Source organism: Pseudomonas sp. R4-35-07, assembly GCF_003852235.1.
Taxonomy (GTDB): domain Bacteria; phylum Pseudomonadota; class Gammaproteobacteria; order Pseudomonadales; family Pseudomonadaceae; genus Aquipseudomonas.
The window spans coordinates 5,762,151-5,782,904 of sequence record NZ_CP027732.1 but is presented as its reverse complement, the minus strand read 5'-3'; the positions used below and the strand labels follow the sequence as shown (position 1 = coordinate 5,782,904).

Here is a 20,754-nt window from a genome sequence, read left to right as displayed (position 1 = left end):
GCATGAACTCCAACAAAGTGAGCGCAGCTTAACTGTGTCGCCGGTCTGTCGTACAGGCTGCGTTTAGTCGCATACTGCGCGGCCAGAATTTCAACGGCTTTATGGACATCTCCTGCATGAAACGCACACCCCATCTGCTTGCGATCCAGTCTCATGTGGTTTTCGGCCACGCCGGAAACAGCGCCGCCGTGTTCCCCATGCAGCGGGTCGGGGTGAATGTATGGCCGCTCAACACAGTGCAGTTCTCCAACCACACACAGTATGGCCACTGGGCAGGTGAAGTGCTGGCGCCGCAGCAGATTCCGGCATTGGTGGAAGGTATCGCAGCCATCGGCGAGTTGGGTAACTGCGATGCAGTGCTGTCCGGCTACCTCGGCAGTGCGGATCAGGGGCGTGCGATTCTTACCGGCGTGGCGCGCATCAAGGCGCTCAATCCCAAGGCGATGTACCTGTGCGACCCGGTGATGGGCCATCCTGAAAAAGGCTGCATCGTGCCGCAGGAAGTCAGTGATTTCCTGCTGAACGAGGCGGCGGCCATGGCGGATTTCCTGTGCCCCAATCAACTGGAGCTGGACAGCTTTGCCGGGCGCAAACCGCAATCGCTGTTCGATTGCCTGGCGATGGCCAAAGCCCTGTTGGCGCGCGGGCCGAAGGCGGTGCTGGTCAAGCATCTGGAGTACCCCGGCAAGCTGCCGGACGGCTTTGAGATGCTGCTGGTGACGGCTGATGGCAGTTGGCACTTGCGTCGGCCGCTGCTGGCATTCCCGCGCCAGCCGGTGGGTGTGGGCGACCTGACGTCAGGGCTGTTCCTGGCGCGGGTGCTGCTGGGGGATAGCCTGGTGGCGGCCTTCGAATTCACCGCCGCAGCGGTGCACGAGGTGCTGCTGGAGACCCAGGCCTGCGCCAGTTATGAACTGGAACTGGTGCGGGCGCAGGATCGCATTGCCCATCCCCGCGTACGGTTCGAGGCGACACCGATCAGCCTGTAAGCACACAGAACCAATGTGGGAGGGGGCTTGCCCCCGATTGCGATATAACAGCCGCCACCTCTTTGGCTGAAACACCGCTATCGGGGGCAAGCCCCCTCCCACATTTTGACTGGGTTCGCAGATCTGAATCAGGGCGCGTCGGCCTTGATTTCCTGATAGCGCTTTTCCAATTCCTGGCGAATCTGCCGACGCTGCTGGGCCTGTACGAAGCGGCGTTTGTCTTCGCTGTTGTGCGGCTGCAAGGGTGGCACGGCGGCCGGTTTGCGCTGGTCGTCCACCGCCACCATGGTGAAAAAGCAACTGTTGGTATGACGCACTGAGCGTTCACGGATGTTCTCGGTCACCACCTTGATGCCCACTTCCATCGAGGTGTTGCCGGTGTAGTTGACCGACGCGAGAAAGGTCACCAGCTCGCCGACATGGATCGGCTCGCGGAAAATCACCTGGTCCACCGACAGCGTGACCACATAGCGGCCGGCATAACGGCTGGCGCACGCGTACGCCACTTCGTCGAGGTACTTGAGCAGGGTGCCACCGTGGACATTGCCTGAGAAATTGGCCATGTCAGGGGTCATCAATACCGTCATCGACAGCTGGGCGTTTCCGGGTTCCATAGCACACTCACGGGTTGTAGGCATTGGTTGGGTAGGGCACCTCTGCGGGTGCTGGGGTCTTTGCAGCGCCATCCCTAACGGGACGCCAGTGGACGGCTTGCCGTCACGCGCGGGTCGATCTGTTTCCATATATTGCACCGGCTTTCCGGCGGAAGTCGCGGTGTTAACCTTCAAAAGCCCATCTCCGGGCATTTCTTACGATCACGGCAGACTTTTCTTTCAGCGGTAGCACACGCGGAAAGTGAGAAAGCGCCAGCCATTTCAAGGAGCCCTTCGCCATGCACGCCATCAGTTTTATCCAGGATCTGGCCGTGATCATGTTGGTGGCAGGGGTTGTCACCATTCTGTTTCATCGCCTCAAGCAGCCGGTGGTGCTGGGCTACATCGTCGCCGGCTTCATTATTGGCCCGCACACGCCGCCGTTCGGCCTGATTCACGATGAGGATACGATCAAGACCCTGGCAGAACTGGGGGTGATCTTCCTGATGTTCTGCCTGGGCCTGGAGTTCAGCCTGCGCAAGCTGTTCAAGGTAGGCGCCACGGCGTTTATCGCGGCGTTCCTGGAAATCATCCTGATGATCTGGATCGGCTACGAAATCGGCCAATGGTTTGACTGGAACACCATGGACTCGTTGTTTCTCGGCGCGATCCTGGCGATTTCCTCGACCACCATCATCGTCAAGGCGCTCAATGACCTGAAGATGAAGAATCAGCGGTTCGCCCAGCTGATATTCGGCGTGCTGATCGTCGAGGACATCCTGGGCATCGGCATCATTGCTTTGCTGTCGAGCATCGCCGTCAGTGGCACGGTCAGCTCCGGCGAGGTGTTTTCCACCGTGGGCAAGCTGTCGTTGTTCATGATTGTTGCGCTGGTGATTGGCATTCTGCTGGTGCCCCGCCTGCTGGCTTACGTCGCCAGGTTCGAAAGCAACGAGATGCTGCTGATCACCGTGTTGGGCCTGTGTTTCGGCTTCTGCCTGCTGGTGGTCAAGCTCGAATACAGCATGGTGCTGGGGGCCTTCCTGATCGGTGCGATTATGGCCGAGTCACGCCAACTGATTAAAATCGAGCGCCTGATCGAGCCGGTGCGCGACATGTTCAGTGCGATTTTCTTCGTGGCCATTGGGTTGATGATCGACCCGCAGATCTTGCTGCAGTACGCCTGGCCGATTGCGGTGATCACTGTGGCGGTGGTGTTGGGCAAGATGCTGTCGTGCGGGCTGGGCGCGTTTATCGCTGGCAACGATGGTCGCACCTCGCTGCGGGTGGGCATGGGGCTGTCACAGATCGGCGAGTTCTCTTTCATCATCGCGGCGCTGGGGATGACCCTGCAAGTGACCAGCGACTTTCTCTACCCGGTGGCGGTGGCGGTTTCGGCGATCACCACCTTGCTCACGCCTTACCTGATCCGCGGTGCCGACCCGCTGTCGTTGAAAATTGCCGCCGTGATGCCCCAGCGCATGAGCCGGGTATTCGGGATGTATGGCGAATGGCTGCGCAGTATTCAGCCTCAAGGCGAAGGCGCCATGCTGGCGTCGATGATCCGTAAGATCGTGCTGCAAGTAGGAGTGAACCTGGCGCTGGTGATCGCGATCTTCTTCGCAGGAAGCTTTTTTGCGGCGCGCATCGGTGGGTATCTGGAAGGCTGGATCAGCGATCAAAGCTGGCAGAAGGCATTGATCTGGGGCGGGGCGTTGCTCTTGTCGCTGCCGTTCCTGATTGCGGCGTATCGCAAGCTCAAGGCGTTGTCGATGTTGCTGGCCGAGATGAGCGTGAAGCCGGAAATGGCGGGCCGGCATACCCAGCGGGTGCGGCGGGTGATTGCAGAGTTGATCCCCATCCTGTCACTGCTGGTGATCTTCCTGCTGTTGGCAGCCTTGTCGGCCAGTATTCTGCCGACCAACAAGTTGCTGGTGCTGATCGCGGTAGTCACGGCGGCGGTGGCGGCGGTGCTCTGGCGCTGGTTCATCCGCGTGCATACGCGGATGCAGGTGGCCTTGCTGGAGACGCTGGATAACCACAAGGATACGCCGGAGCACTAGCGGGGTTTGGGAATCAGCTCTCCAGCCAGACGTCCCGTGCCCAGTGCCACACCGACTCCCAGGTCTCTTCCTGGACCAGTTCTTCCTCGGCGGACCACAGCACCACGGTGCCGTCTTCCTCGACGCAGTAGTAATCGTCGCCATCCTGGCAGATCGGGATCATGCTGCGATCAACCCCGGCATCCCAGGCGTTGGCGGCAACATCCGGCAGATAAGTGTGGGATTGCGGGTCGGTGACGGTCACCGGCTCAAGGCTGCCGTAGACCACGTCGCTGACGGTCAGCAGGAATTCGCGGAACACAAACGGGATGTCGATGAACAGTTGTTCCTCGATTTCCACCAGTTGGTCTTCGTCAGGCAGCTCCAAAGGAACCGGGACCGGTTCGTTGGCTTCACGCAGTTGTTCGATGATTTCTTCCACGGCCGGGATCCTCTTGCTAGTAGGCGCGGTTTATAGGGGCGTTTTATACAGTAGCTCGCTATAAGTGCAACCGTGAAATAGAAAACCCCGGACATGTCCGGGGTTTTTGTTACCGCGTGCTCAAACGAGCAGGTATCAGCCGTTCTGGCGGATACCGGCGACCAGCCATGGCTGGTTGTCGCCCTGGGCGCGTTCCATGTTCCAGCTTTCGCTGAACACTTCGCCCTGGTCGAAACGCGAGGTCTTCGACACACCGCTGAAGGTCAGGGTGGCGATGGTCTTGTCGGCGCGATCATCCACGCCTTCCAGTTGTACGCGCAGGTCGTCGATATAAGTCGACTGGAAGGCGTCACCCAGGTCGGCGCGTTCGCGCTTGAGGAACTCGAGCAGTTGCGGGGTCACGAACTCGGAGATCTTGTCCATTTCGTTGGCGTCCCAGTGCTGCTGCAGGGACTGGAAGTGGCTGCGGGCCGCTTCGACGAAACGCTCTTCGTTGAACCAGGCCGGTGCGTTGATCACCGGACGGGCGGCGGCAGGCGCTGCCGAACCACCGAAGATCGAACCCATGGCCGGTTTTTGCTCGAACACTTCACGCTGCATCGGCGCGCCGGCCGGAGCCAGGTGCTCCTGCTGCTTGCGGCGACGGGCGGCGATAAAGCGGAAGATCACAAAGGCGATAACGGCCAGGATCAGGATGTCGAAGATCTGCATGCCCTGGAAGCCGCCGCCCATGAACATGGAAGCGAGCAGGCCACCGGCGGCGATGCCGGCCAATGGACCCAACCAGCGCGAAGCACCGCCGGCCTTGGCCGCAGCGCCCGCAGCACCAGCCGCGCCTGCGGTAGCCGCAGCACCGCCGGCACCGGCGGATGGAGCCATCTGGCTGGTCTGGTGGGTCGGTGCCGAGCCCATGCTTTTGCCGCCACCGAAGCGTTTGGCGTTGGCGTCGAGGCTCATCGTCAAGCCGATGCACAACGCCATGGCGATGCTAAGAAAACGTTTCATAAAGGGAATTCCCATTTGTGGATTGCACGCGCGCCATGTTGCACAGATGTCGTGACAGTGGCTAGCGACATAATGTTTCGGGCTTTTACGTAGGACCGATTCAGAATGGTCTGTAGGACTTATTACAGATATTGGCCCGCCCTCGTTAAATACAAGGGCAGTACCCCAGATCGTTCCCACGCTCCGCGTGGTAACGCATCCTGTGACGCTCTGCGTCAGTGCTTTAAGAGCGGACGCGGGGCGTCCCGGGCGGCATTCCCACGCAGAGCGTGGGAACGATCAATACAGGAGGTAAGACTTCAGACCGCCTCAAGCTTCGCGTAGCCCATCATCAGCCACTTGCTGCCCTCGGCGAAGTTGACCTGCACCCGCGCCTGGGCGCCAGCGCCTTCGAAATTGAGGATCACGCCCTCGCCGAAGATCGCATGCCGGACCTGCTGGCCCAGGCTGAACGGGGTTTCCGGGATCTCGGAGCCGGCAAACATAGTGCTGGAGTTCTGCTGCTGGCCGCCGCCGAACGGGCGACTGACGCTGTTGGACAGACGCACTTCCTGGATCAGCCCCTTCGGCACTTCACGTACGAAGCGCGACACCTTGTTGTAGGTCTCGCTACCGTACAGGCGTCGGGTCTCGGCATAGGTCATCACCAGGTTCTGCATGGCCCTGGTAATGCCCACGTAAGCCAGGCGGCGTTCTTCCTCAAGGCGGCCGGGCTCTTCCAGGCTCATCTTGTGGGGGAACAGGCCTTCTTCCATGCCCACCAGGAACACATACGGGAATTCCAGGCCCTTGGCACTGTGCAAGGTCATCAGTTGAATGCTGTCTTCATGCTCGTCGGCCTGGGTATCGCCAGCTTCCAGCGATGCGTGACCAAGGAAAGCGGCGAGCGGGGTCAGCTCTTCATCGTCCTCGGTGTTTTCGAAGGCGCGGGCTGCGCTGACCAGTTCCTCGAGGTTTTCTACCCGGGCCTGGCCTTTCTCGCCTTTCTCCGCCTCGTGGTAGGCGATCAGCCCGGACTGTTCGATCACGGTCTGGGTCATCAAATGCAGGGGCATTTCCGCGCATTTGGCCGCGAGGTTCTCGATCAGCTCGACAAACACGCCCAATGCGCCGGCTGCGCGGCCTGTCAGGCCTTTATTGGCGATGAGCAGGCGCATGGCCTCCCACATCGACACATCGGCATGGCGGGCGTGTTCGCGAATGGCCTCGACGGTTTTTTCACCGATACCACGGGCCGGGATATTGATCACCCGCTCCAGCGCCGCATCGTTGCCGCGACCTTCCAGCAAGCGCAGGTAGGCCATGGCGTTCTTGATTTCCGCCCGCTCGAAGAAGCGCTGGCCGCCATAGATGCGATAGGGGATGCGCTCGCGCAACAAGGCTTCTTCCAACACCCGCGATTGGGCGTTGGAGCGGTAGAGAATGGCGATGTCGCTGCGCGCCAGGCCGGTTTTCAACGCGCTTTCGATGGTTTCCACCACATAGCGCGCTTCATCGTGCTCATTGAACGCGGCGTACAGGTTGATCGCTTCGCCTTCGCCGCCGTCGGTCCACAGCTCTTTGCCCAGGCGCCCGGTGTTGTTGGCGATCAAGGCGTTGGCGGCCTTCAGGATCCCGGCGGTGGAACGGTAGTTCTGCTCGAGGCGGATGGTCACCGCGTCCGGGAAGTCTTCGGAATACTGGTAGATGTTCTCGATTTTCGCGCCGCGCCAGCCGTAGATCGACTGGTCGTCATCGCCCACCACCATCAGGCTGTCGCCGCCCTTGGCCAGCAGGCGCAACCAGGCGTATTGCACGGCGTTGGTGTCTTGGAACTCGTCCACCAGAACATGCCGGAAGCGCTTCTGGTAATGGGCCAGCAAGCCGGGGTTGTCGCGCCACAGGTCGAGGGCACGCAACAGCAGTTCGGAGAAGTCGATCACGCCGGCGCGTACGCAGGCCGCCTCGTAGGCTTCATAGATGCTGCGCATGGTCGCCAGGAACAGGTCACCGCTGGCCTGGATATGTTGTGGGCGCAGGCCTTCGTCTTTCTGGCCGTTGATAAACCACTGGGCCTGGCGGGCCGGCCAACGCTGTTCATCGAGGCCCAGCTCGCGGATCACCCGCTTGACCAGGCGTTGCTGGTCGTCGCTGTCGAGGATCTGGAACGTCTGGCTCAGCCCCGCTTCCTGCCAATGCGCCCGCAACAGGCGGTGCGCCAGGCCGTGGAAGGTGCCCACCCACATGCCGGCCGGGCTGATGCCCATCAACTGCTCGATGCGATGGCGCATCTCGGCAGCCGCCTTGTTGGTGAACGTCACCGACAGGATGGAATGGGGAGAAGCGTTCTCGACCTGGATCAACCAAGCGATACGGTGCACCAGCACTCGGGTTTTACCGGAGCCAGCACCGGCCAGGACCAACTGACGGCCAACGGGGGCCGCTACGGCCTGGCGTTGGGCATCGTTGAGGGAGTTCAGCAAAAGGGAGAGATCATCGCGCATCGGCGCATTCTAGGGTGCCGGGGGGAGAGGGGCAAATCCCAATGCCGGGTGGTCGACACAAAACCACCTGCGCGCAAACATTCTGCGGACGCGGATGACCGGTTAGTCATGCGCCACAACCCGCGTGCCGTCTCGTTCAAGCTGTCTGGGACAACGTTTTGCGCTCAACCGGCGAGAGGTTTTTATGACCTGGAGCGGTTTGGTCCGAGCGCTTGCTTGTGTATGCTCCGACGACGTTTCGGGCTCACCATTATAAGAACACTGCCTATGACCTTTGACACTGACCTGTTCGGCCCCTCGGCGGCGCCTGCGCAGGTTATCCGCAAACACTACGCCACCGAGATCGCGGTCGAGCGTACACGCCTGCTGTATCAGGGCTCGCTGCTGCCGACCCTGTTGATGCTGGTCAACGGTTTGGTCTGCGCCTGGCTTTTGTGGGACCCCAAGCAATACCTGCTCGACAGCGTCTGGCTGGTCTGGTTGCTGGCCCTGGTGGCGATGCGCGTCATCCAGGTGGCGGCCTTTGATTCGGCGATGCCCAGCCGGCAGGCCCAGCCCGTCTGGCGCCGCATGTTCATGCTCGGTTCAGCGGTCAGCGGCCTGACCCTGTCGATCGCCGCCATCGCCCTGGTACCGACCGACAGCTTCATGCAACAGGCCTGGGTGTTCGGCCTGATCGGCGCGGCGACGTTGTCGGCCAGCGTGGCCTATGCCGTCAGCCTTTGGGCCTTTCTGTCCTTCGCCTTGCCCTGCCTGTTGCCGGTCATCGCCTATCTATTCTGGAACGGCACCTCGCGGCAACAGGGTTGGGGCGTGCTCGGTCTGATCCTGTTGGCGTCATTAAGTGTGGTGGCGTGGCAGGTCAACCGCCTGATCCAGCGCGGGCTGCTGCGACGCTTCCAGAACCAGGCCCTGATCGAGCATTTGCAGCAGGCGCAGCAGCGCAGCGAGCAGTTGAACCAGGAACTGCTGCGCGAAGTCGAACAGCGCCGCGAGGTCGAACAGGAACTGCGTGAAGCCCAGGTTGGCCTGCAAGACCGTGTGGCGCTGCGCAGCCAGGAACTGGACGCCGCCAGCCTCGCCCTGAATCAAAGCGAGGCGCGCCTGGCCATGGCGCTGCAGGCCAGTGAACTGGGCCTGTGGGACTGGAACCTGCAAACCGATGAGGTGCACCACACCCAGCTCAAGGAACTGTTCGGCCTGGAACCCGAGTTTGTCACCGCGATGCTCAGCCATCTCAAGCCGCGCCTGCACCCAGACGACCTGCCGCTGCTCAAGCACGCATTGGTGGAGCATCTCAAGGGCCGCAGCGAGGACTATCAGGTGGAATACCGGATCCGCCACGGCGACGGGCACTGGGTGTGGATCGAGGACCGTGGGCGCGCGGTAGAGCGTTCGCCCAGTGGCCGGGTGATCCGCATGCTCGGCACGCGCCGTGACATCAGTGCCAGCAAGGCCGTGGAAGAACAGCAACGGCTCGCCTCGACGGTGTTCGAGGCCGCCAGCGAAGGCATCGTGATTCTCGACCCGAACTATGTGCTGCTCGCCGTCAACCAGGCGTTCAGCCGTGTCACCGGTTTTGACATCGACGACATGCTCGGTCGCAATGTCGTGGAGCTGCCCAGCAGTCGCGATGCCCGACGTCACTTCCCGGTGATCCGCCAGGCGCTGCTCAGCCACGGCACCTGGCAGGGCGAGTTGGTGGAAACACGCAAGAACGGCGAGCTGTACCCGCAGTGGCTGCAGCTGAGCGTGGTGCGCGATGTTCGCGGCAATGTCAGTCATATAGTGGGCTTCTTCGCCGATCTGTCCGCGCGGCGCGAGTCCGAGGAGCGCATGCGCTACCTCACCCATTACGACGAGTTGACCGGCCTGGCCAACCGTTCGCTGTTTCGCGAACGGCTGCGCGAAGCGCATCAACGCGTACGTCAGGGTGGGCGCAGCCTGGCGCTGCTGCACATCAACCTCGACCGTTTCAAGCTGCTCAATGACAGCCTTGGCCATGAAGTGGCCGACCAACTGTTGCAGAAAATGGCGCGGCGCTTGATCAACGCACTGCCGGAAGCCGACACCATTGCACGCCTGTCCGGTGATGAATTCGCTGTGCTGTTCGACGCCTATGGCAACCTGTCGAGCCTGGCGCGGGTGGCGACTCGGCTGCTGGCCAAGCTGCGCGTGCCGGTGACGGTGGAGGGGCATGAGCTGGTGGTCAGCGCCTCCATGGGCGTCAGCCTGCTGCCGGATAATGCGCGGGAAATTTCTGCGCTGGTCAGCCAATCGAATATGGCGATGCAGCATGCCAAGCACCTGGGCGGGAACAATTTCCAGTTCTACACCGACAGCCTGCAAGCCAGCACCCTGGAGCGCTTGCAACTGGAAAACCATCTGCGCAAGGCCATCGACGAGGGCCAGCTCACGGTGTTCTACCAACCCAAACTGTGCCTGGCCACCGGCAAGCTTAATGCGGTCGAGGCCCTGGTGCGCTGGGAACATCCGCAGTGGGGCCTGGTACCGCCGGGAGACTTCATCGGCCTGGCCGAAGAAACCGGCCTGATCGTGCCGTTGGGTGAGCTGGTGTTGCGCCAGGCGTGCTGGCAGGCGTGTGAGTGGCAACGCCAGGGGCTGGCGCCGATTCGGGTGTCGGTGAACCTGTCGGTGCATCAGTTGCGCCAGGGCAAGCTGGTCAGTCTGGTGCGCCAGGTGTTGGAGGAGACCGGGCTGGACCCGCAATACCTCGAGTTGGAATTGACCGAAAGTCAGCTGCTCGACAGTGTCGAGCACATCATCACCACCTTCCGGCAGCTGCGTGACCTGGGCGTGAAGCTGGCCATCGACGATTTCGGCACCGGCTATTCATCCCTCAGCTACCTCAAGCGCATTCCGGTGGACTACGTGAAGATCGACCAGACCTTTATCCGGGGTCTTGGCCAGGGCCGCGAGGATGCGGCCATTACCCGGGCGATCATTGCCATGGCCCATGGGTTGTCGCTCAAAGTGGTGGCCGAAGGCGTGGAGGACCAGCAGCAACTGGATTTCCTGCGAAGCGAGCAGTGCGACGAGGTGCAGGGTTATCTGATCAGCCGGCCGATGGACGCTGAGGGGCTGGCAGATTTGTTACGAAAAAATCCAGATTTTTCTTAACGGCTCGAGTGGCGTCCCTGTGGCTACAAAGCCTCTGCCCTTAGTTTCAGAGGGGAGCGGGGCGATTTAGTGCTGCATCAGGCGGGCAAAACGGCAATTCTTGTAGTATAACTACAAGCTTGCTACATCCCTGGCGTCTGCCAATAACAAGAGTCCTGCCCTTTGAACCTGTTGCAACATATCGCCCAGTCGCGCCACCTGTTACGCAAATCGGAACTCAAGGTTGCCGATCACGTGCTGCTTGACCCTGCGGCTGTGATGCACAGTTCCATGGCCGACCTGGCCCACAGCGTGGGTATCAGTGAGCCGACCATCGTGCGCTTCTGCCGCGCCATTGGTTGCTCCGGGTTCCAGGACTTGAAACTCAAGCTGGCGCAAAGCCTGGCTGCAGGCGCGAGCTTTGGCCAGTTTGCGATCCATGAAGACGACTCGGTCGCCGATTACAGCCTGAAAATCTTCGACACCACCTTGCACACCTTGATGGAAGTGCGCGAGAAGCTCGACCCGGTGGAGCTGCAAAAGGCCGTGACCGCCATGTCCCAGGCCCAGCGGGTGGAGTTCTATGGCTTTGGTGCTTCCGGCGCGGTAGCGGCTGACGCCCAGCACAAATTTTTCCGTCTGCTGCTCACGGCGGCGGCCTACAGCGATCCGCACATGCAGGCGATGTCGGCGGTGACCTTGAAACCCACCGACGTGGCCATCTGTATTTCCCAGTCCGGTCGCTCCAAAGACCTGCTCATCACCGCCAATCTGGTGCGTGAAAGCGGCGCTTCGCTGATCACCCTGTGCCCGAGCCAGACGCCGTTGGCGGAATTGTCCACAGTGAACCTGGCGATCGATGTACACGAAGATACCGAGATCTACACACCGCTGACCTCGCGCATTGCCCACCTGGTGGTGATCGACGTGTTGGCAATGGGCGTGGCCATGGCCCGAGGGCCGAGCCTGGTCAACCACCTCAAGAGCGTGAAGCGCAGTTTGCGCAGCCTGCGGTTGTCGCCAAAATCCGTCAAAGCCCTCGACGACTAAGCCTGCACACAGCTCCAATGTGGGAGGGGGCTTGCCCCCGATAGCTATAGGCCAGTCAATAAATCTGGTGACTGACACTGCGCCATCGGGGGCAAGCCCCCTCCCACATTTCGAATCGCCGCATCCTCAGAATCTTCATCAGGCTGTCATAGCCCCGTCATCCTCCGCGCCCATCCTGTACTCCCCGTACTTGCATTGGGAGACTTGAAATGGCCCGGCCCTACGAAGACAGCAACAGCACCGTCAAGACCCGTCGTCAGCAGGAAGACCAGCGCCGCATGGCGTTCCGTCGCGCAATCGAAGACCGCTGCGACCAGCGCCAGCTGCTCCAGAGCATCAGTGACTACCCGGAACTCCATTGGCAGGCACCCTTGGCTGCCCAGCGAAACGCTCAGCCAGTGCGCTGATCTGCACCCGTTCGCTGCGGATAAAGCCCAGGAACGCGTGGGCCACCGGTGACAGCCGCTTGGCTTTGGCCTGCACCAGGCACCAACTGCGGTACAGCGGCAGTTCTTCCACCGGCAGCTCCTTGAGCCCGCCGGTGGCCAACTCCAGGTTCAGGGCGTGGCGCGTCAGCAGGGCCACGCCCAGCCCTGCAGCCACGCACTCGCGTTGCGCCTCGGCCGAGGCCACTTCCACCGTCTGCGTGAAGTGCACGCGTTTTTCCTTGAAGTACTCTTCGCAGGCCAGCCGCGTGCCGGAACCCGGTTCGCGGATGAGCAGGGTGTAGGGTTCCAGATCCTGCAGGCGCAGCGGTCCCTGCAAGCTCAACGGATGATCCGGCAGCGCCACGGCGACAATCGGGTTATTCAGGAACGGCAGGAATTCCAGGCCCATGTCCTGAGGCACCATGGACATGATCACCAGGTCGTCACGGTTGTCCGAGAGCCGGCGAATCACCTGGGCGCGATTGACCACCGTCAGGTGCAGCTGCACCTCCGGGTGCTGGCGCTTGAAAGCGGCAAACAGGTGCGGCACGAAGTATTTCGCGCTGGATTCGATCGCCAATTTGAGCTGGCCCTGCAACGAGCCCTGCATGTCCGACAGCTGCATATCTAGATTTTCCAGGCGCCCGAAAATATCGCGGCTGGCCCGCTGCAAAGCTTCAGCGGCCTCGGTCATGTAGAGCTTTTTGCCGACATAATCGAACAGCGGCTGGCCAAGCAGCTCTTCCAGCTGGCGAATTTGCAGGCTGACGGCGGGTTGGGTGAGGGACATTTCCTCGGCTGCACGGCTGTAGGAACGCAGATCACACACTTCATTGAAAATCTGCAATTGACGCAATGTCATACGCATCAATGACTTACGCATTAAGTAACTCCTCACGTCCCGGCCGTCCGGCCAACTATAAGTCTTTGCTTATACACAGCCCAACAATTATTGATTTTTGTTAATCCTCAAGTGCGCATAGTGTGTGTCTCGCGACTGTCATGAAACATTTGGTCACGCGTCGGCCCGCCTACAACGGGTCGAAGAACGCAGCAATCGGCTCAAGGGAATTTCCAAGTGATAAAAAAGATCCTGATCGCCAACCGTGGTGAAATTGCCGTACGAATCGTGCGTGCCTGCGCCGAGATGGGCATTCGCTCGGTTGCGGTTTATTCGGACGCCGACCGCCACGCGTTACACGTCAAGCGTGCCGACGAAGCCCACAGCATCGGTGCCGAGCCCTTGGCCGGCTACCTGAACCCGCGCAAACTGGTGAACCTGGCCGTAGAGACCGGTTGCGATGCGCTGCATCCCGGCTACGGCTTCCTGTCGGAAAACGCCGAATTGGCGGACATCTGCGCCGAACGCGGCATCAAGTTCATCGGCCCTTCGGCGGAAGTGATTCGCCGCATGGGCGACAAGACCGAAGCGCGCCGCAGCATGATCAAGGCCGGCGTGCCGGTCACGCCGGGCACCGAAGGCAACGTCGCCGATATCCATGAAGCCCTCACCGAAGGCGACCGTATCGGTTACCCGGTGATGCTCAAGGCCACGTCCGGTGGTGGCGGGCGCGGTATCCGTCGTTGCAACAGCCGCGAAGAACTTGAACAAGCCTTCCCCCGGGTGATTTCCGAAGCCACCAAGGCCTTCGGTTCGGCGGAAGTGTTCCTGGAAAAATGCATCGTCAATCCCAAGCACATCGAAGCGCAGATCCTCGGTGACAGCTTTGGCAACGTCGTGCACCTGTTCGAGCGCGACTGCTCGATCCAGCGCCGCAACCAGAAACTCATCGAAATCGCTCCCAGCCCCCAGCTCACCCCTGAACAGCGCGCCTATATCGGCGATCTGTCGGTGCGTGCGGCCAAGGCCGTGGGCTACGAGAACGCCGGCACCGTGGAGTTCCTGCTCGCCGAGGGCGAGGTGTACTTCATGGAGATGAACACCCGGGTGCAGGTGGAACACACCATCACCGAAGAAATCACCGGGATCGACATCGTCCGCGAGCAGATCCGCATCGCCTCGGGCCTGCCGCTGTCGGTCAAGCAGGAAGACATCCAGCACCGTGGCTTCGCGTTGCAGTTTCGTATCAACGCCGAAGACCCGAAAAACAACTTCCTGCCAAGCTTCGGCAAGATCACCCGTTACTACGCCCCCGGCGGCCCCGGCGTGCGTACCGACACGGCGATCTACACCGGCTACACCATCCCGCCGTTCTATGACTCCATGTGCCTGAAACTGGTGGTGTGGGCGTTGACCTGGGAAGAAGCCATGGACCGCGGCCTGCGTGCCCTGGATGACATGCGCCTGCAAGGCGTGAAGACCACCGCCGCCTACTACCAGGAAATCCTGCGCAACCCGGAATTCCGCAGCGGTCAGTTCAATACAAGCTTTGTGGAAAGCCACCCTGAGCTGACCAACTACTCGATCAAGCGCAAACCCGAAGAGCTGGCCCTGGCCATCGCCGCCGCCATCGCCGCCCACGCAGGCCTGTGAGGAACATTCCAATGTCTAAGAAAATCTTCGTAACCGACACCATCCTGCGCGACGCCCACCAATCGTTGCTGGCGACCCGCATGCGCACTGACGACATGCTGCCGATCTGCGACAAGCTCGACAAAGTCGGCTACTGGTCCCTGGAAGTCTGGGGCGGTGCGACCTTCGACGCCTGCGTGCGCTTCCTCAAAGAAGACCCGTGGGAGCGCCTGCGCCAACTGCGCGCCGCATTGCCCAACACGCGCCTGCAAATGTTGTTGCGCGGCCAGAACCTGCTGGGCTACCGCCACTACAGCGATGACGTGGTCCGCGCGTTCGTTGCCAAAGCCGCCGTTAATGGCATCGATGTGTTCCGCATCTTCGATGCGATGAACGACGTGCGTAACCTGCGCGTGGCCATCGAAGCGGTCAAAGCCGCCGGCAAGCACGCCCAGGGCACCATCGCCTACACCACCAGCCCGGTGCACACCGTCGAGGCGTTCGTGGCCCAGGCCAAGCAGCTCGAATCCATGGGCTGCGACTCCATCGCGATCAAGGACATGGCCGGCCTGCTGACGCCCTACGCCACCGGCGAACTGGTCAAGGCGCTGAAAGCCGAGCAGAACCTGCCGATCTTTATCCACTCCCACGACACTGCGGGCCTGGCTGCGATGTGCCAACTCAAGGCCATCGAAAACGGCGCCGACCACATCGACACCGCCATCTCCAGCTTCGCCTGGGGCACCAGCCACCCGGGCACCGAGTCGATGGTCGCCGCCCTCAAGGGCAGCGAATTCGACACCGGCCTGGACCTGGAACTGCTGCAGGAAATCGGCCTGTACTTCTATGCCGTGCGCAAGAAATACCACCAGTTCGAAAGCGAGTTCACCGCTGTCGACACCCGCGTGCAAGTCAACCAGGTGCCCGGTGGGATGATTTCCAACCTGGCCAACCAGTTGAAAGAGCAGGGCGCGCTGAACCGCATGAGCGAGGTGCTCGCCGAAATCCCCCGCGTGCGTGAAGACCTTGGCTTCCCGCCGCTGGTCACCCCAACCTCGCAGATCGTCGGCACCCAGGCGTTCTTCAACGTGCTGGCCGGCGAGCGCTACAAGACCATCACCAACGAAGTGAAGCTCTACCTGCAAGGCGGCTACGGCAAGGCGCCGGGCACTGTGAACGAAAAGCTGCGCCGTCAGGCCATCGGCAGCGAAGAGGTCATCGACGTACGTCCGGCCGATTTGCTCAAGCCGGAAATGACCAAGCTGCGCGGTGAAATCGGCGCGTTGGCCAAGTCCGAAGAAGACGTGCTGACCTACGCCATGTTCCCGGACATCGGCCGCAAGTTCCTCGAAGAGCGCGACGCCGGCACGCTGGCGCCGGAAGTGCTGCTGCCGATCCCTGAAGCCGGCGGCGTGGCCCGTGCCGGTGGCGAAGGCGTGCCGACCGAGTTTGTCATCGATGTGCACGGTGAAAGCTACCGTGTGGACATCACCGGTGTCGGCGTGAAGGCCGAAGGCAAGCGCCACTTCTACCTGTCCATCGACGGCATGCCCGAAGAAGTGGTGTTCGAACCGCTCAACGAGTTCGTCAGCAGCGGCGGCAGCAAGCGCAAGCATGCCACCGAGCCAGGCCATGTCAGCACCGCGATGCCAGGCAATATCGTCGACGTGCTGGTCAAGGAAGGCGACGTGGTCAAGGCCGGCCAGGCGGTGCTGATCACCGAGGCGATGAAGATGGAAACCGAAGTGCAGGCCTCCATCGCCGGTAAAGTCACCGCCGTGCATGTGGCCAAGGGCGACCGCGTGAACCCTGGCGAAATCCTGATTGAAATCGAAGGCTGATACCTAGCCTTCGACACTACCGCTTAAACCTCGGGGGGCATGTGCCCCCTTTTTTTGCCTGCTGATCAGGCATTGGCGCCTTAGAACGCCATCGCCCACTGCCCCATCAATCCCTGGTTGCGACTCGTGCTGCCGAATTCGGCGGTGTAGGCCAGGCCCACGGTGTGTTCAGCCGACAGTGCCATGTCCATACCGGTACGCAGCGCCAGGCTGTTGCGGTCCAGAGCAGTGCCGCCGATGGTGAACTCGCTGTTGAAGTCCTCTCGTTTATTCCAGGAAAATGACTGGCGAACGCGACTGTTGACGTCGCCATACAGGTGTTTCCATTGGGTGCTCAGGTGCGGTTTGAGGGTCATCTGGTTGCCTATTGCAACGTCGTGGCTCAGGCGCAGACCGAAGGTGCTACTGAAGTTTTGCTGGGTTTGTGCACCCACGTCCAAAGCGCTATAGCCGCCTTTTTCCTGGAAGCGGTCGCGCTGATAACGTTGAAAACCTGCGCTGGCAAAGGGCTCGGCGTGCAAGCCGCCGATATCCAGTTGATAGCCCGCCTCTGCGAATACGTTTTGGCTCTGGGCGTTGTACTTGCCGGTGAGGTTCTGGCGATGGTCAATGAGGTCGAAATCGACCGTACGTTTGTTTTTTCCGGTATGGCTGTTGTAAAGCGCGCCCAGGCGCAACGCCAGTGGTCCGTCTTGACGCACGGCGTAAGCGCCCAGGTGCCAGCTGTCCAGATCACCCTTGAAACGCGTGGCGTTCAGTTCGCTGCCGGACTTGCCGGCCACCACGCCCAGCCGCCATGCGTGATCGATTGACCAGTCAGCACCCAGCAGCAGGCCTTGGCTGCGTTGCTTCAGACCGGCACTGCCGTGTTGGGCATCGAGCCTGCCGCTATTGCCCAAGCCTTGGAACCACACGCGTCCCGTCTCGCTGGCGTTGTTGTCCAGCAGACGTATTGCCGACAACAGGCTGTCGTTCAATTGTTTCATGCTGTTTTGGGTGGCGGTGCCCAAGTTGGCGTTCTGGCTGCCTGCCAATTGCTCAAGCACGGCACCTAGCCTGCCTGGCTCCAAAGTGCTGAGGTACTGGCCGTATTGCTCAAGATGGTCTTTTTCCCATTCGTGCAGTTCGTCCGACGCCAGCAGTGTCTCCACTGCGGAGTCCAGCACATGGGCGACGCTCAAGCCGTTGCGGCTGGTAGCCGTGTTGGCGAAGTAGAAGTCTTCAGGCGCCGGGAGGGCCGGTTCGAAATATTGTTTTCCACCGTTCACCGGAGCCGGCTCAAGCCATTCACTGTCTGGCTCGATGTCGCCGCGTGCCTGCGCCTGTTGAGTGCTGATCGCTGCGAACGCCAGGGTGATGGCCAGTGCGAGTTGTTTGTGTATGAGCGGCATGTAAACCCACCTCTTAATGTATGAGGCTGGGAATTTAGCGGGGTGCCGGGGGGATAAATGTCGGCCTGTGAGCCGATCGTTTGCGGGAGATGTCTCTCGTCTGGTGCGATTAAAAACAATGAGCGATAGGGCGGATCACGGTAGTTGCCTTGCTGCCCGTCATCCTCGCCTTACGTACCCTTTGCCATAGTGCCGCTCCATGCGCGCCTGGATCAGCTCCAGCCCCAGGGACATCACCCAGTAGATGATCGCCGCCGTGGTGAGCATCTCGATATAGCGATAGCTTGAGCGCCCATAGGATTGTGCGAGGAACATCACTTCCCACACGCCCATCACTGAGATCAGCGACGAATCCTTGAGCATCGAGATGAACTGGTTGGTGGCCGGCGGGACGATGGTGCGCATGGCCTGGGGCAGCGTAACGTGCCAGAAGATCGCGCTGTCGCGCATGCCCAGGGCCAGTGCCGCTTCCCGTTGGCCGTGGGGCACGCCGAGGATGCCGGCGCGGAAGATTTCGCTCAGGTAGGCGCCGTAGTTCAGCGACAGCGCGATGATCCCGGCGACGATCGCGCCCGGAACCAGGCCCAGTTGCGGCAGGCCGAGGTAGATCAGCAGGATCTGGATCAGCAGCGGCGTACCGCGAAAAAACGAGGCATAGAACGTGGCAATGCCGAAGGCCAGGGCGCTTTTCGACACGCGTCCCAGCGCAGTGACGAAACCCAGCACCGACGACGCCACGATCGAACACAGGCACAGAAACAGCGTCAGCGCCGCGCCTTGCAGGAAGCCGTTGGGCGCCAAGTGCACGCCAACCAGGTTGGGCAGCTTGTCGAGGATGATCGAGAACTTCAGGTCAAAGCTCAGGAAGAAACTGGCAAACAGGCAAAACAGCGCGGCCCAGGTCAGGTACAGCCGCGTGCGAAAGCCGAACAGCCGCCGCAGCCGCGACGTGGTTACCGGGGGTTGGGGCGGGGTCGGGAATGCGGTCATTGGCTGATGTCGGCGCCGATCCATTTTTGCGACAGCTTGCTCAAGGTGCCGTCCTGCTTGAGCTGGGCGAAGACCTCACGCACTTTGCTGTCCCACTGCGGGTCGCCTTTTTCGATGGCGACCGAGTTGGGCTCCGAGTAGAGCGGCTCGCCGGCCAGCTTGAAGCGCTTGTCGGCGGTCAAGCGTGGTTGGGCGGTCACCAGGTTGGTGAGGATCGCGTCCAGGCGCACGCCAGCGCCCAAGCCGAGGTCTTGGAAGGCCACGTTATCGGTGTCGTACGGCGCGATCTGCACGTCCTCGAACGGATACTGCAGTTGCGTGTCTTCGGCGCCTTCGATCACCAGGTTCTTGTTCAGATAGCTCTCGTAGCTCGATGCGCTGGTCAGGCCGACTTTCTTGCCGCTCAGGTCCTTGGCGCCGTGGATGCGGTCATCTTTGGCATTGACCACGATCACCGCAGGCGAGGCGTAGTACTCCACCGGGAAATCGAACACTTCGGCGCGCGCCTTGCTCGGGGTCATGGAGCAGATGCAGATGTCGTAGCGCCCGCTCCAGCGGCCAGCGGCGATCACGTCCCAGGACGGGGTTTCCAGGCGAAGCTTCACGCCCAGCTTCTGCGCCACGGCTTTGGCCACGTCGACGTCAAAGCCGTCGAGCTGGTTCTGCTCGTTGAGAAACGAAAACGGCGGGTAGCTTTCCATCAGCAGGCCGACCAGTTCTTTCTTTTGCTCAATCCGATCCAGGGTCGTACCGCCGAAGGCCTGAGTGGCGGCAGCGAGCATTGTCAGGCCCAGGGCCAATAGCGGTTTAAGTTTCAAAGCGGACACCTGAAGAAAAAAGAGTTGTTATGAACCGGTTGGTGCGTATTAAATAGTTATAAGAACGACTCTCATAGTGAGTTATTTTCATAAGCATATGAGTAAAAGCTATATGGGCGCACAACCTACAGTAATTCTCGATGGCGGTATGGGCCGTGAGCTGCAGCGCCGTGGCGCGCCGTTCAGGCAGCCGGAGTGGTCGGCGCTGGCGTTGAGCGAAGCGCCTCAGGCGGTTGAGGCGGTGCACGCGGCGTATATCCAGAGCGGCGCCAACGTGATCACCAGCAACAGCTACGCCGTTGTGCCCTTTCATATTGGTGAGGCGCGGTTCGCCGCCGAAGGTCAGGCGCTGGCGGCCCTCGCTGGTGAACTGGCCCGCCGTGCGGTGCAGGCTTCAGGCCAGGCGGTGCGGGTGGCGGGTTCATTGCCGCCGCTGTTCGGTTCTTATCGGCCGGATTTGTTCGAGCCTGGGCGGGTGAACGAGCTGCTGACGCCTCTGGTCAACGGCCTGGCGCCCCATGTCGACCTGTGGCTGGCGGAAACCCAGAGTTCCATCGTCGAGGCGCGGGCGATCCAGGCCGGGCTGCCGAAAGACGGTAAACCGCTCTGGCTGTCATTTACCTTGAAGGACGAAGACACGGACGACGTGCCACGCCTGCGCTCAGGCGAACCGGTGGCGGACGCCGCCGAAGCGGCAGCGCAGTTGGGCGTGGAGGTGCTGCTGTTCAACTGCAGCCAGCCGGAAGTGATCGGCGCGGCGATTGACGCTGCCCGCCAGAGCTTCGAGCGCCTTGGCGTGGCGATCCAGCTTGGCGCCTATGCCAACGCGTTCCCGCCGCAACCCAAGGAGGCCACGGCCAACGATGGCCTCGACCCGCTGCGCGATGACCTCGACCCACCCGGCTATCTGCACTGGGCGGCCGATTGGCAGGCGCGCGGGGCCAGCCATCTTGGCGGTTGCTGTGGGATCGGGCCGGAGCATATTGCGGTGCTGGCCAAGCACTTTACCCCCAACAGTTAAGGCTTTTTTGTAGGAGCGAGGCGGGCGGCTAGCCCTTGCTCGCGAAGAACTCGGGGGCCTTCACGTTT

At 61.3% G+C, this 20,754-nt stretch carries 16 protein-coding genes; 8 read left to right on the top strand and 8 right to left on the bottom strand.

Annotated features, from left to right (window positions below):
- Nucleotides 1-116 precede the first annotated feature (116 nt).
- On the top strand, nucleotides 117-989 hold the full coding sequence (pdxY, locus tag C4J89_RS26580) for a pyridoxal kinase PdxY (RefSeq protein ID WP_124415956.1): 873 nt from the start codon (nucleotides 117-119) through the stop codon (nucleotides 987-989).
- Between the two features lie 128 nt (nucleotides 990-1,117).
- On the opposite strand, the gene C4J89_RS26575 is transcribed toward pdxY, so the two are convergent.
- On the bottom strand, nucleotides 1,118-1,603 hold the full coding sequence (locus tag C4J89_RS26575) for an acyl-CoA thioesterase (RefSeq protein WP_034110411.1): 486 nt from the start codon (nucleotides 1,601-1,603) through the stop codon (nucleotides 1,118-1,120).
- A 278-nt stretch (nucleotides 1,604-1,881) separates the two neighbouring features.
- Here C4J89_RS26575 and C4J89_RS26570 point away from each other — a divergent pair, with 278 nt between their 5' ends.
- On the top strand, nucleotides 1,882-3,645 hold the full coding sequence (locus tag C4J89_RS26570) for a cation:proton antiporter (RefSeq protein WP_124415955.1): 1,764 nt from the start codon (nucleotides 1,882-1,884) through the stop codon (nucleotides 3,643-3,645).
- A 13-nt stretch (nucleotides 3,646-3,658) separates the two neighbouring features.
- Here C4J89_RS26570 and C4J89_RS26565 read toward each other — a convergent pair whose 3' ends face one another.
- The 3 genes from C4J89_RS26565 to uvrD all read right to left on the bottom strand — a co-directional run bounded on the left by C4J89_RS26565 (nucleotide 3,659) and on the right by uvrD (nucleotide 7,554).
- Nucleotides 3,659-4,066: an SMI1/KNR4 family protein gene (locus C4J89_RS26565; protein ID WP_078735291.1), complete on the bottom strand. Its 408-nt coding sequence runs from the start codon at nucleotides 4,064-4,066 to the stop codon at nucleotides 3,659-3,661.
- A gap of 135 nt (nucleotides 4,067-4,201) precedes the next feature.
- Nucleotides 4,202-5,071: a Tim44 domain-containing protein gene (locus C4J89_RS26560; protein WP_124365039.1), complete on the bottom strand. Its 870-nt coding sequence runs from the start codon at nucleotides 5,069-5,071 to the stop codon at nucleotides 4,202-4,204.
- Nucleotides 5,072-5,370: 299 nt separating this feature from the next.
- A complete protein-coding gene (gene uvrD / locus C4J89_RS26550) occupies nucleotides 5,371-7,554 on the bottom strand; it encodes a DNA helicase II (protein WP_124415953.1) in 2,184 nt (727 codons plus the stop codon).
- 267 nt (nucleotides 7,555-7,821) lie between these two features.
- Here uvrD and C4J89_RS26545 point away from each other — a divergent pair, with 267 nt between their 5' ends.
- From C4J89_RS26545 to C4J89_RS26535, 3 genes are all read left to right on the top strand, one after another.
- Entirely contained in the window at nucleotides 7,822-10,695 is a 2,874-nt protein-coding gene (locus C4J89_RS26545) for an EAL domain-containing protein (protein WP_124415952.1), read from the top strand.
- 162 nt (nucleotides 10,696-10,857) lie between these two features.
- A complete protein-coding gene (gene hexR / locus C4J89_RS26540) occupies nucleotides 10,858-11,724 on the top strand; it encodes a transcriptional regulator HexR (RefSeq protein ID WP_003177007.1) in 867 nt (288 codons plus the stop codon).
- A 209-nt stretch (nucleotides 11,725-11,933) separates the two neighbouring features.
- Nucleotides 11,934-12,131: a PA3496 family putative envelope integrity protein gene (locus C4J89_RS26535; RefSeq protein WP_124415951.1), complete on the top strand. Its 198-nt coding sequence runs from the start codon at nucleotides 11,934-11,936 to the stop codon at nucleotides 12,129-12,131.
- Here C4J89_RS26535 and C4J89_RS26530 read toward each other — a convergent pair.
- Complete coding sequence (locus C4J89_RS26530) at nucleotides 12,061-13,035, bottom strand: LysR family transcriptional regulator (RefSeq protein WP_124415950.1); 975 nt, start codon at nucleotides 13,033-13,035, stop codon at nucleotides 12,061-12,063. The two genes, C4J89_RS26535 and C4J89_RS26530, sit on opposite strands and share 71 nt — an antisense overlap.
- Before the next feature lie 195 nt (nucleotides 13,036-13,230).
- On the opposite strand from C4J89_RS26530, the gene C4J89_RS26525 reads away from it, so the two are divergent.
- On the top strand, nucleotides 13,231-14,646 hold the full coding sequence (locus C4J89_RS26525) for an acetyl-CoA carboxylase biotin carboxylase subunit (RefSeq protein WP_003195732.1): 1,416 nt from the start codon (nucleotides 13,231-13,233) through the stop codon (nucleotides 14,644-14,646).
- An 11-nt stretch (nucleotides 14,647-14,657) separates the two neighbouring features.
- Nucleotides 14,658-16,466 (top strand): sodium-extruding oxaloacetate decarboxylase subunit alpha, encoded by a 1,809-nt coding sequence (oadA, locus tag C4J89_RS26520; protein ID WP_124365034.1) that lies wholly within the window; start codon nucleotides 14,658-14,660, stop codon nucleotides 16,464-16,466.
- A gap of 80 nt (nucleotides 16,467-16,546) precedes the next feature.
- Here the strand turns inward: oadA and C4J89_RS26515 are convergent, their stop codons facing one another.
- The 3 genes from C4J89_RS26515 to C4J89_RS26505 all read right to left on the bottom strand — a co-directional run bounded on the left by C4J89_RS26515 (nucleotide 16,547) and on the right by C4J89_RS26505 (nucleotide 19,665).
- Nucleotides 16,547-17,857, bottom strand: a complete 1,311-nt coding sequence (locus tag C4J89_RS26515) for an autotransporter domain-containing protein (RefSeq protein WP_124415949.1) — start codon at nucleotides 17,855-17,857, stop codon at nucleotides 16,547-16,549.
- 159 nt (nucleotides 17,858-18,016) lie between these two features.
- Nucleotides 18,017-18,847, bottom strand: a complete 831-nt coding sequence (locus C4J89_RS26510) for an amino acid ABC transporter permease (RefSeq protein ID WP_124415948.1) — start codon at nucleotides 18,845-18,847, stop codon at nucleotides 18,017-18,019.
- Nucleotides 18,844-19,665 carry an ABC transporter substrate-binding protein gene (locus C4J89_RS26505; RefSeq protein ID WP_124415947.1) on the bottom strand — a complete coding sequence of 274 codons (822 nt, stop codon included), beginning with the start codon at nucleotides 19,663-19,665 and terminating at the stop codon, nucleotides 18,844-18,846. Before C4J89_RS26505 ends, C4J89_RS26510 begins: the two co-directional genes overlap by 4 nt.
- 112 nt (nucleotides 19,666-19,777) lie before the next feature.
- On the opposite strand from C4J89_RS26505, the gene C4J89_RS26500 reads away from it, so the two are divergent.
- Entirely contained in the window at nucleotides 19,778-20,686 is a 909-nt protein-coding gene (locus tag C4J89_RS26500; RefSeq protein WP_124415946.1) for a homocysteine S-methyltransferase family protein, read from the top strand.
- Nucleotides 20,687-20,754: the final 68 nt, after the last annotated feature.

What these genes read in the sequence shown, in the direction of transcription:
- pdxY (WP_124415956.1), top strand. Translation starts at nt 117, where the DNA reads ATGAAACGCACACCCCATCTGCTTGCGATCCAGTCTCATGTGGTTTTC.
- C4J89_RS26575 (WP_034110411.1), bottom strand. Translation starts at nt 1,603, where the DNA reads ATGGAACCCGGAAACGCCCAGCTGTCGATGACGGTATTGATGACCCCT.
- C4J89_RS26570 (WP_124415955.1), top strand. Translation starts at nt 1,882, where the DNA reads ATGCACGCCATCAGTTTTATCCAGGATCTGGCCGTGATCATGTTGGTG.
- C4J89_RS26560 (WP_124365039.1), bottom strand. Translation starts at nt 5,071, where the DNA reads ATGAAACGTTTTCTTAGCATCGCCATGGCGTTGTGCATCGGCTTGACG.
- uvrD (WP_124415953.1), bottom strand. Translation starts at nt 7,554, where the DNA reads ATGCGCGATGATCTCTCCCTTTTGCTGAACTCCCTCAACGATGCCCAA.
- C4J89_RS26545 (WP_124415952.1), top strand. Translation starts at nt 7,822, where the DNA reads ATGACCTTTGACACTGACCTGTTCGGCCCCTCGGCGGCGCCTGCGCAG.
- C4J89_RS26535 (WP_124415951.1), top strand. Translation starts at nt 11,934, where the DNA reads ATGGCCCGGCCCTACGAAGACAGCAACAGCACCGTCAAGACCCGTCGT.
- C4J89_RS26530 (WP_124415950.1), bottom strand. Translation starts at nt 13,035, where the DNA reads ATGCGTAAGTCATTGATGCGTATGACATTGCGTCAATTGCAGATTTTC.
- oadA (WP_124365034.1), top strand. Translation starts at nt 14,658, where the DNA reads ATGTCTAAGAAAATCTTCGTAACCGACACCATCCTGCGCGACGCCCAC.
- C4J89_RS26515 (WP_124415949.1), bottom strand. Translation starts at nt 17,857, where the DNA reads ATGCCGCTCATACACAAACAACTCGCACTGGCCATCACCCTGGCGTTC.
- C4J89_RS26510 (WP_124415948.1), bottom strand. Translation starts at nt 18,847, where the DNA reads ATGACCGCATTCCCGACCCCGCCCCAACCCCCGGTAACCACGTCGCGG.
- C4J89_RS26500 (WP_124415946.1), top strand. Translation starts at nt 19,778, where the DNA reads ATGGGCGCACAACCTACAGTAATTCTCGATGGCGGTATGGGCCGTGAG.